Genomic DNA, 9,793 nt, shown 5'->3' on the forward strand with positions numbered 1-9,793 from the left:
GTGCTCATGACTGAGTCTCCTTCAAGAAGTTGTATGACGCTTGTCTAGCTTAGTGACTCGGGCACCGGTTGGTGCTCAGAGGGCGTGCAGGGGCTTGCCGGCCAGGGCGAGGAAGGCTTCCCCGAGGGCCTCGCTCTGGGTCGGGTGGGCGTGGATCAGGGGCGCGATGTCCTCCGGGTGCGCCTCCCAGGCGACGGCGAGCTGTCCTTCCGTGATGAGCTCGCCGACGCGGTCGCCGAGCAGGTGGACGCCGACGACGGGGCCGTCCTTGAGGCGGACTACTTTCACGAGCCCGCCCGTCCCGATGATCTCGCTCTTGCCGTTGCCGGCGAGGTTGTACTCGTAGGCGATGACCGCGTCGGCACCGTGTGCGGCGACCGCTGCCTCTTCGGTCACCCCGACCGAAGCGACCTCCGGGCTCGAGTACGTGACCTTGGGGATCTGCGAGTCGGGGATGTTCACGGGGGACAGCCCCGCGATGCGCTCGGCGACGGCGATGCCCTGTTGGAATCCGCGATGTGCGAGCTGCAGACCGGGCACGATGTCTCCGACCGCCCACACGCCAGGGACTCCGGTGCGCAGGTTGTCATCGACGGTCACGAAACCGCGGTCGAGCGTCACGCCAGCCTCCTCGAATCCGAGGTCGGAGGTGACCGGACCGCGCCCGACGGCCACGAGGAGGTAGTCGGCCGTGAACTCCTTGCCGTCTTCGAGGGTCACGGTGACGGATGTCCCATCCTGGACCGCACCCTGGAATCGGGTTCCGAGGGAGTACTGGATGCCGCGGCGCCGGAACGCACGCTCCAGACCCTTGCTGAGAGCGATGTCCTCGTTCGGGACGAGGTGCGGCAGAGCCTCGATGATCGTGACCTCGGAGCCGAACGACCGCCACACGCTCGCGAACTCGACCCCGATCACGCCGCCGCCGAGGATCAGTACGCGCTCGGGGATCACGTCGAGGGCGAGTGCCTGCTCGCTCGTGAGGATCCGCCCGCCGATCTCCAAGCCGGGAAGCGAGCGGCTGTACGAGCCGGTCGCGAGCACGACGTCCGTGCCCACGTACACGTCGTCTCCGACGCTGACGCTGTGGTCGGGGTTCAGGCGGCCGAGTCCGCTGACGGTGGTGATCCCACGCGCCTTGACCAGCCCCTCCAGTCCCTTGAACTTCTTGGCGACGATGCCTTCGCGGTACGTGCGCACCCCCGCCGGATCGATGCCCTCCAGGCTCGCGGTGACGCCGACGGACGCGGCATCGCGCACGTGCTCGGCCACCTCAGCGGCATGCAGCAGCGCTTTGGTCGGTATGCATCCCCGGTGCAGGCAGGTTCCGCCGACCTTGTCCTTCTCGATCAGCGCGACGGACTTGCCGAGCTCACTCGCGCGCAACGCCGCGGCATAACCGCCGCTGCCGCCGCCCAGGACGACGATGTCGAAGGTGTGGGTTGTCATAGGTCATGCCTCCGTGTGGGATGCTGCGGCGAAGGCGACGATCGATCGGACCATCGCCCCCGTTGGGCCCTTCTCGGTGAAGCCGTACGGGGCGCCGGCGTGTTCGCCGGATCCCGCGATGTCGAGGTGCACCCACGGGATGCGCGGGGCGTCCTCGGCGTCAGAGGTGCGACCGACGAAGCGGCGCAGGAACAGGCCTGCGTAGGACGCACCGCCCATCCTGTCGCCCATGTTCGCGTTCTGCAGGTCGGCGATGGGGGACTCGAGCGACTCCTCCATGTAGTCCGGCAGCGGCATGTGCCACGCCGGCTCGTCGACCTGAGCGGTCGCCGACATGAACGAGGACACAGTGTCGACGTCGCCGAAGACACCGGTGTGCCGGTGGCCCAGCGCGGCGACGATGGCGCCGGTGAGAGTCGCCACATCGATGATGACGTCCGGGTTCTCACGGCCCGCGGCGACGAGACCGTCGGCGAGCACGAGTCGCCCCTCGGCGTCGGTGTTCTGGACCTCGACGGTGGTCCCGTCGAGGATGCGGATGACATCGCCAGGGCGCAGCGCGCGCCCCGACGGCATGTTGTCGGTGATGCACAGCCACGCGGTCACGCGGACCGGGAGGCCCAGTGTGGCGATGGCGCGGATCGCGGCGAGAGAGGTCGCCGCGCCGGCCATGTCGAACTTCATGCCGACCATCGAGGCAGCCGGCTTCAGGGAAAGGCCACCGGTGTCGAACGTGATGCCCTTGCCGACCAGGGCGATGTGCCGTGAGGCGTCGGCGGGGGAGTAGTCGAGGCGGACGAGACGCGGAGGGCGATCCGACCCCTGACCGACGCCGAGGATGCCGCCGAAGCCCTGCTCGGCAAGAGCCTTCTCGTCGAGGATCTCGACCGAGACGTCGAGGTCGGCCACGCTGTCGGCGGCGCTCTGCGCGAGCTGTGCCGGACTCTGCCACTCTGCGGGCACGTTCACGAGATCCTTGATGAGCGCTACCGCGTCTCCCAGGACCTGCGCGTATTCGACGTCGTCGTCGTCGACCGCGGCATGGAGCGTGATCGACGTGGCGCGCCCCTTGCCCTTCTCCGTGCGGTAGCCGTCGAACTTGTGCCCGCCGAGCACCGCACCCTCGGCCGCCACAGCGGCGAACGACTCGAGGCCGTCGGCGAGAGCCACCGCGACGTGCTCGAAGCCGGTGAGCGTACGCAGCGCCGTACCTGCCGCGTTGCGCACGGCAGCAGCGTCCGGCGAGCTGCCGACGCCGACCACCGCGAACGGCGAAGACGTCACCTCGGGGACGAACACGCGGGTGAACGATCCGACCGAACCGGTGAATCCGACGCCGGCCAGCGCATCGGCGAGTCCGGGGTAGCCGGCCAGTGACTCCGCCGAATCGGGGAGAGCGGCGACGATGAGCACTGCGGCATCTGCAGCGCTTCCGGGGAACTGATCGGTGGTGTGCGAGAGCACGGGAAGCGTCATGCCTCCATCCTAGGATCTCCGCCACACCATGGTCGTCCGCCCACTCTGCGCGTGTTCGCTCTCAGCATGATGCGCCGCGCCCCGGGGTAGGCGGCTGCTCGTAGCATGGACACATGCCCTTCTCCGGTGAGATCCACGAACGCGTCGCGAATGCGCCGACAGTGCCGCACGGCCTGCCGTTGGTGCTGCTTCTGACCGGTTTCACGGACGCGGGAAGCGCCGTCTCCGGCTTGATCGATCACCTTCGGGAGACCGCATCCCCTGAGCCCGTCGTCGTGTTCGACAACGACGCACTGCTCGACTATCGGGCGCGCCGCCCTGTGATCTCCTTCGACCAGGACCACCTGACCGAGTTCAAGCCGCCGAGGCTCGAACTGTCGCTCGCGACGGACGCACTCGGTCGTCCGTTCCTGCTGCTCGCCGGATACGAGCCGGATTTCGCATGGAATCGTTTCGCGAGCACGGTGCTCGCCCTCGCGGCGGAGTTCGAGGTCTCGGGACTGCACTGGGTGCACTCGATCGCGATGCCCGTTCCGCACACGCGTCCGATCGGCACGACGGTCAGCGGGAATCGGCGTGACCTGACCGTGGCGCACTCCGTATGGCGTCCGCGCACGCAGGTGCCTGCGACTGCCGGTCACCTCCTCGAGTTCCGATTCGTCGAGCGTGGGGATGCCTCGGTGGGCTTCGTCCTGCTTGTGCCGCATTACCTCGCGGAGACGGAGAACCCCGATGCCGTCATCGCGGCAGCGGAGCGTCTGATGGCGTCGACGGGACTCGTCCTCATCCTGGATTCCGTCCTGGAGCGCCGCGAGGACTATCTGGCACGCGTCGATGAGCAGGTCTCCGGGAACGACGAGCTGCAGCAGATGGTCCACAACCTCGAGCGCCGGTACGACGCCTACATGGCGGGGCGCAACCCCGACGACGACTCCTACGACGAGGGAGGTTTCAGCGAAAGGGACCTCCCGAGCGCCGATGAGCTCGCGGCCGAGTTGGAGCGTTACCTGGCCTCTCGGCCGTCCGGCGACGAAGACAAGCCGGGCCGCGGCTGAGGTGGCGCGCAGCGGGATTCGCGCGAAGTTCGCCGGAATGCGTCCGCATCGCCACACGTGTGCGATACTAGGACTCTGACCCGTTGTCAATCAGTGTTTTCGAGCACTGGACTTGACAAGGGTCTTACTAGTGTCCGAAATGTCCCGGGGCTACACAGCAGCTCCGTGAAAGGCGAAACGTGACTCCTGCCACGACGAAGAACACCCGGACGAAGAAGGCTGCCGAAGAGACGACCGCCGACGCTCCGGTCGAGACCGATGCGCCCGAGAAGCCCGCGCCCCTGAGCGCGGCGAAGCGTGCTGCCGCGAAGCGCGCCCCCGTCAAGAAGAAGAAGTCCGAGGACGTCGTCGAAGAAGACGAGTCTCCCGCAGCTGCTGCTGTCGAGGAGGACGAAGACGAGGATGCGAAGCCGGCCTTCACCGAGCCGCTGCCGACCGGCGCGATCGTCATCTCGTCCAAGGACGACGAAGAGGTCCCGGTCTACTCGACGCAGATCACGGGAGCGACGGCCGACCCGGTCAAGGACTACCTGAAGCAGATCGGAAAGGTCGCCCTGCTGAACGCGGCCGAAGAGGTCGAGCTCGCGATGCGCATCGAGGCAGGTCTCTTCGCCGAGGAGAAGCTGTCGGCGATGACCCCGGCCGAGAAGACGAGCCAGCTCGGTCTTGACCTGCAGTGGGTCGCCCGCGACGGCCAGCGCGCGAAGAGCCACCTGCTCGGCGCGAACCTCCGTCTCGTCGTCTCCCTCGCCAAGCGCTACACCGGTCGCGGTATGCAGTTCCTGGATCTGATCCAGGAGGGCAACCTCGGTCTCATCCGCGCCGTCGAGAAGTTCGACTACACCAAGGGCTTCAAGTTCTCGACCTACGCCACCTGGTGGATCCGTCAGGCGATCACCCGTGCCATGGCCGACCAGGCCCGCACGATCCGCATCCCGGTGCACATGGTCGAGGTCATCAACAAGCTCGCCCGCGTGCAGCGGCAGATGCTGCAGGACCTCGGTCGCGAGCCCACTCCGGAAGAGCTGAGCCGCGAGCTCGACATGACCCCGGAGAAGGTCGTGGAGGTGCAGAAGTACGGCCGCGAGCCGATCTCACTGCACACCCCGCTCGGCGAAGACGGCGACAGCGAGTTCGGTGACCTCATCGAGGACACCGAGGCCGTGGTCCCCGCCGACGCCGTGGGCTTCACGATGCTGCAGCGTCAGCTCGAGCAGCTCCTCGACTCGCTCTCCGAGCGCGAAGCCGGAGTGATCCGGATGCGCTTCGGACTGGGCGACGGTCAGCCGAAGACGCTCGACCAGATCGGTGACACGTTCGGCGTGACGCGTGAGCGCATCCGCCAGATCGAGTCGAAGACGATGGCCAAGCTGCGTCACCCGAGCCGCTCGCAGTCCCTGCGGGACTACCTCGAATGAGCCAGGCGAACGACGGCAAGGCCCTCGAGGCGAGTGTCGACGGCAAGAGCTATGCGCGCATCCCGCTGCGCACCCGCGTGGTCATGCCCCAGGACGACCTGGACGCGATCATCAGCGAGTACGCGAAGGATGCCGTCCAGCCGGGCGACCTCCTCTTCGTGACCGAGAAGATCGTGGCCATCACGCAGGGGCGGTCCTACCGCCTCGACGAGATCAAGCCCCGGAAGCTCGCGCTCTTCCTCTCGAAGTACGTCACTCGCACGCCCTACGGCATCGGTCTCGGCATGCCGGAGACGATGGAGATGGCCTTGCGGGAGTGCGGTACTCCGCGCATCCTGTTCGCCTCCGCGGTCGCGGCCGTGACCAAGGCCTTCGGCCGTCGCGGCGACTTCTACCGCATCGCCGGCGACAAGGCACGGGCGATCGACGGTCCGACCAAGCACACCATTCCTCCGTACAACGAGGCTGTGGTTCTCGGCCCCAAGGATCCCGATGGCGTGGCTGCTCGTCTGAAGGCGCTCATCGGAGGTCAGGCAGAGGTCGCCGTCGTGGACATCAACGACCTCGGCGGGAACATCCTCGGCTCGACTCTCGACAAGGCGGGCGAGCAGCGTCTCGTCAGGATCCTCGGCGACAACCCGCTCGGTCAGGGGCTGGAGTCGACGCCGCTTGGCATCGTTCGCGAAGTCTGAGCCCTCCACGAAGAATGCCCCCGGATCTCTCCGGGGGCATTCTCGTCTCTGCGCGTCTCAGAAGCCGATGACCTCGCGGTAGCGGGGCTTGTGGCCGGTGCGGATACCGGTCACGCTGGGCTTGTTCTCGTAGACTCCCGCACCCCAGTTGCCCTCGACGAGGACCGGCCCGTCGGGGGAGACGACGATGTCCCAGCCGACGTACTGCACCTGAGGCACGACCCGGGCGACCTGATCGATGAAGGCGCGTACCTCGTCCATGTAGGGCAGCTGGAAGTCGGCGATGCGGAAGCCCGAGTCCGGGTGCGTCTCATGGACGTGGCCGTGGGAGTCGTAACCGGCGCCGACCGCGTGGCCGTTCTCGTCGAGCATGGTGTAGAACCCGCCGAACGTCATCTGGTCGCTCACGGCGCCGCGGCCGAACTTCTGAGCCATGGCGAGGATGTGAGCCTTCTCGCCGTCGAAGAACGCGGTGATGCGGGTGGTGTTCACCGTGCCGGGGCAGACGGCCGCCAGTGCATCGTGCTGCCGGATGACCTCCTCGATGAGGAGCTCGCCTCGAGCCAGCAACCCGCGGTGGAACTCGTCCCAGTCCTCGATCTCGGCGGCGTGATAGCGATGCACTCCGGTGCCGGCCTGTCCCACCGGCTCCTTCGTGACGATCGTGCCGAGACGCTGGGTGAGTTCGCGCACGGCCTCGGCGTTCCCCTCCTCGACCACCATCCACTCGCGCTTCAGGAACGGAGAGAACTGCTTGTCGAACTCGACCTTGTCCTGGAAGATCCAGCGGTAGTCGGGGTGATCGTAGCGCTGCGAGAGCTGGTTCGAGACCGGATGGGTCATGTACGTGTCGCGCTCGGCCTTCGTGAGCATGGCGAAGTCGTAGTCGATGTAGTCCTGGAAACCGACGTTGTGACGGGCAGCCGACCACAGCATGTCGACGACGATCGCCGGCACGGCTCTGTGGTGCTGAGCGGAGGCCTCCTTGGCGCGTTCCACCACCGATCCGACGTCGATGCGGCGGGCACGTCCCATCAGATAGCGGATGCGGGGCGCGAGGGAAAGTCGAGACATGAGGCTCCAGGGTCGGGGTCCCCTCCAGTCTACGGGGGCGGGCGAGGTCGACCTGGGAGCCGGAAGCTAGGCTGGAGGGCGTGTGTGAGACGACTTCCAGCTCCCTGCCACGAGCCATGATCTCCCGCGCGGCACTGGCCGCGGGAGCCTCGGCAGCGGTGTCTGCCGGTGGAACGGTCGCCGACCTCAGGCGCGATGCCTGGGGACACGGCGTCCTCGCCGTCGCCCAAGTCGTGACCGCCGCCGGTGCGGAACGCGTCCTCGTCGACGCGCAGGGCGAGGTCGAGGCACTGCAGCTCGAGGGCATCCGTGGCGTCACCACCGGTGACCCCGACATCGACCCCAACCTCCTCTACGGTCTCCCCGATGAGAAGGGTCAGCTCGCGGCTCGGCCGGTGATGCGGCTGGCAGGGCGGGTGCTGTCCATCAAGCGGCTCCGGCCAGGGGATGCCGTCTCTTACGGCTACACGTATCGAGCGGAGAAGGAGACCACTGTCGCACTCGTGACGGGCGGCTACGCTCAGGGCATCGTGCGCGCACTCGGCAATCACGCGACCGTGGAGATCCGGGAGACGTCGATGCCCATCGTGGGGCGCGTCGCCATGGACGTGTGCGTCGTAGACCTCCAGGGCGCAGACATCGATGTCGACAGCGAGGTCACCTACTTCGGAGGCACCGGTCCGGCCGCATCCGGAGTCACACGTTGGGCGGACATCACCGGGATGACTGCAGCTGAGCTGGTCGCCGTCGCCGGCGCCCACGCCGTGAGGGGGTGGGAAGCGTGAGCCGCCCCGAGGTCCGCCTGAGCAGCAGTATCTTTCGCGCGAACATCGGGACAGTGCGTGACCGTGTCGCCCCGTCCGCGCTGATGCTCGTGGTCAAGGACGACGCGTACGCGCACGGCCTCTCCTGGGCGGTGAGGGCTGCGGTGGAGGCCGGGATCGACTGGTTCGGCAGCTATGACATCCGCACCGGACTCTCCGTCCGCAGACTCGCAGGCGGCGACGCCAGGATCTTCGCCTGGGCGACGTCGACGGACTCGGAGATAGACGATGCGCTGATGCAGCGCCTCGATCTCGGTGTCGGGACCACCGACTACCTCAGACGGATCATCGCGCGGGCCGAGGCGCTCGGGACGACGGCGCGCGTGCACCTGAAGATCGACACGGGTCTGCACCGCAACGGCATCCTGCCGGAGGACTGGGCATCGGCCGTCGACGAAGCGAGACGGGCCGAGCGGGCCGGTGCGCTCGAACTCGAAGGCGTGTGGAGCCATATCGCGGAAGCGAGCGACGAGGAAGATGACATCGCGCAAGCCGCTTTCCTCGATGCGGTGCGTATCGTGGGCGAGACCGGATCGGTCCCCGCGGCACTGCACCTGACCGCATCCGCGGCATCGTGGTGGCGTCCCGAACTGCGCGGAACGGTCTCGCGCATCGGGGCGTTCTGCTACGGCATCCGGTCGGCAGAGGGGCCGGAGCTCGAGGGAGTCCGCCCAGCGGCGAGCCTCGTCGCAAAGGTGTCCGCGGTCGACGGGGATCGTGTGACGATCAGCCTCGGCAGCTTCGACGGGCTTCCCTCCACGCTCTCGGGGAGCCTGGTCGGGACACCGGAAGGAGCCAGGACTCTCGTCTCCATCGGCCACACCTCATCGATAGTCGACGGATGGCGCGGCGCTGAGGTGGGTGCGGAGGTCGTCGTCTTCGGCGCAGGCGCGCAGGGCGAAGCTTCGGCGACGACCCTCGCCGAGCGGATAGACACCGTGGGAGAAGAGATCCTCACCCGGCTCACACCGCGTGTGCGAAGAGTCGTCGCCGACTGACCGTCATCGGCTGATCTCGTGCCCGCCGACCGGTTCAGCGGACCGCGGTCGACAGACCGGGATCAGCGGAGCGCTCAGACCGTCTCGATGAGACGCGCGGTCTCGTCATGCCAGCTGGTGGCGATGCTGCGGAGCTTCTCTTCGTACTTGCGGCCGTGGTGGGCGCAGAACAGGAGCTCGGATCCGTTGACCTCAGCGGCGATGTACGCCTGAGCGCCGCACGAATCACAGCGATCCATGGCGGTCAGACGGAACTCGACAATGGAGGTGTCACGTTCGGTCGTTGCATTCATCTCGGTGCCTCCTCGGGTGTCGGCTTCGCTGAGCGATTTGGTCAATACAACCACGCGCCACCTGTACGCATGCCCGGTTTGCGGCGTGTTTCGCTCAGCGCGTACGCGTGGTTTCCCGACTGGCTTCGCGCGGGGAGTGTCTGCGGAGGAGAGGCAGCTCGCGAGATTAGACTCGGAGATTGTGAATGCCGAGTACTCCGCCCATCATCTCCAGGTGCTTGAAGGCCTCGAAGCCGTCCGCAAGCGGCCCGGGATGTACATCGGGTCGAACGGGTCGCCCGGCCTCATGCACTGCATGTGGGAGATCATCGACAACTCGGTCGACGAGGCGGTCGCGGGCAACGGGACCAAGATCGACATCATCCTGCACGCCGATGGCAGCGTCGAGGTCCACGACCGCGGACGTGGTATCCCGGTCGACGTGGAACCGCGCACCGGCCTGACCGGCGTCGAGGTCGTTTACACCAAGCTGCACGCAGGCGGGAAGTTCGGAGGTGGGTCGTACGCCGCCTCC

10 protein-coding genes are annotated in these 9,793 nt (G+C 67.2%); 6 read left to right on the forward strand and 4 right to left on the reverse strand.

Annotated elements, in window-relative coordinates; genetic code table 11:
* Nucleotides 1–75 precede the first annotated feature (75 nt).
* Together lpdA and DSP71_RS12600 are read right to left on the reverse strand one after the other, a co-directional pair.
* Entirely contained in the window at nt 76–1,449 is a 1,374-nt protein-coding gene (gene lpdA, locus DSP71_RS12595; protein WP_058631770.1) for a dihydrolipoyl dehydrogenase, read from the reverse strand.
* A 3-nt stretch (nt 1,450–1,452) separates the two neighbouring features.
* Nucleotides 1,453–2,925 (reverse strand): leucyl aminopeptidase, encoded by a 1,473-nt coding sequence (locus tag DSP71_RS12600; protein WP_113681263.1) that lies wholly within the window; start codon nt 2,923–2,925, stop codon nt 1,453–1,455.
* A 113-nt stretch (nt 2,926–3,038) separates the two neighbouring features.
* Here DSP71_RS12600 and DSP71_RS12605 point away from each other — a divergent pair, with 113 nt between their 5' ends.
* The 3 genes from DSP71_RS12605 (at nt 3,039) to DSP71_RS12615 (ending at nt 6,090) form a co-directional block, all read left to right on the forward strand.
* Nucleotides 3,039–3,980: a proteasome assembly chaperone family protein gene (locus tag DSP71_RS12605; protein WP_046747223.1), complete on the forward strand. Its 942-nt coding sequence runs from the start codon at nt 3,039–3,041 to the stop codon at nt 3,978–3,980.
* A gap of 179 nt (nt 3,981–4,159) precedes the next feature.
* A complete protein-coding gene (locus tag DSP71_RS12610) occupies nt 4,160–5,398 on the forward strand; it encodes an RNA polymerase sigma factor (protein WP_046747222.1) in 1,239 nt (412 codons plus the stop codon).
* A complete protein-coding gene (locus tag DSP71_RS12615; RefSeq protein ID WP_058631768.1) occupies nt 5,395–6,090 on the forward strand; it encodes a coenzyme F420-0:L-glutamate ligase in 696 nt (231 codons plus the stop codon). The genes DSP71_RS12610 and DSP71_RS12615 overlap by 4 nt, the downstream gene beginning before the upstream one ends.
* Nucleotides 6,091–6,147: 57 nt before the next feature.
* Here the strand turns inward: DSP71_RS12615 and DSP71_RS12620 are convergent, their stop codons facing one another.
* Complete coding sequence (locus DSP71_RS12620) at nt 6,148–7,164, reverse strand: sugar-transfer associated ATP-grasp domain-containing protein (RefSeq protein WP_058631767.1); 1,017 nt, start codon at nt 7,162–7,164, stop codon at nt 6,148–6,150.
* 80 nt (nt 7,165–7,244) lie between these two features.
* Here DSP71_RS12620 and DSP71_RS12625 point away from each other — a divergent pair, with 80 nt between their 5' ends.
* Nucleotides 7,245–7,949, forward strand: coding sequence for an alanine racemase (locus DSP71_RS12625; RefSeq protein WP_230977898.1), 705 nt, complete (start codon nt 7,245–7,247; stop codon nt 7,947–7,949).
* Nucleotides 7,946–8,986, forward strand: coding sequence for an alanine racemase (locus DSP71_RS12630; protein ID WP_113681264.1), 1,041 nt, complete (start codon nt 7,946–7,948; stop codon nt 8,984–8,986). Before DSP71_RS12625 ends, DSP71_RS12630 begins: the two co-directional genes overlap by 4 nt.
* A 74-nt stretch (nt 8,987–9,060) precedes the next feature.
* Here the strand turns inward: DSP71_RS12630 and DSP71_RS12635 are convergent, their stop codons facing one another.
* Nucleotides 9,061–9,279 (reverse strand): hypothetical protein, encoded by a 219-nt coding sequence (locus tag DSP71_RS12635; protein ID WP_045264803.1) that lies wholly within the window; start codon nt 9,277–9,279, stop codon nt 9,061–9,063.
* A gap of 181 nt (nt 9,280–9,460) precedes the next feature.
* Here DSP71_RS12635 and DSP71_RS23770 point away from each other — a divergent pair.
* Nucleotides 9,461–9,793: ATP-binding protein (locus tag DSP71_RS23770; protein WP_258546425.1), on the forward strand; the 333-nt coding region annotated here is incomplete at its 3' end.

Origin of the sequence: Microbacterium sp. H6, assembly GCF_003314775.1 — a bacterium.
Classification (GTDB): domain Bacteria; phylum Actinomycetota; class Actinomycetes; order Actinomycetales; family Microbacteriaceae; genus Microbacterium; species Microbacterium oxydans.

What these genes read in the sequence shown, in the direction of transcription:
- lpdA (WP_058631770.1), bottom strand. Translation starts at nt 1,449, where the DNA reads ATGACAACCCACACCTTCGACATCGTCGTCCTGGGCGGCGGCAGCGGC.
- DSP71_RS12600 (WP_113681263.1), bottom strand. Translation starts at nt 2,925, where the DNA reads ATGACGCTTCCCGTGCTCTCGCACACCACCGATCAGTTCCCCGGAAGC.
- DSP71_RS12605 (WP_046747223.1), top strand. Translation starts at nt 3,039, where the DNA reads ATGCCCTTCTCCGGTGAGATCCACGAACGCGTCGCGAATGCGCCGACA.
- DSP71_RS12615 (WP_058631768.1), top strand. Translation starts at nt 5,395, where the DNA reads ATGAGCCAGGCGAACGACGGCAAGGCCCTCGAGGCGAGTGTCGACGGC.
- DSP71_RS12620 (WP_058631767.1), bottom strand. Translation starts at nt 7,164, where the DNA reads ATGTCTCGACTTTCCCTCGCGCCCCGCATCCGCTATCTGATGGGACGT.
- DSP71_RS12635 (WP_045264803.1), bottom strand. Translation starts at nt 9,279, where the DNA reads ATGAATGCAACGACCGAACGTGACACCTCCATTGTCGAGTTCCGTCTG.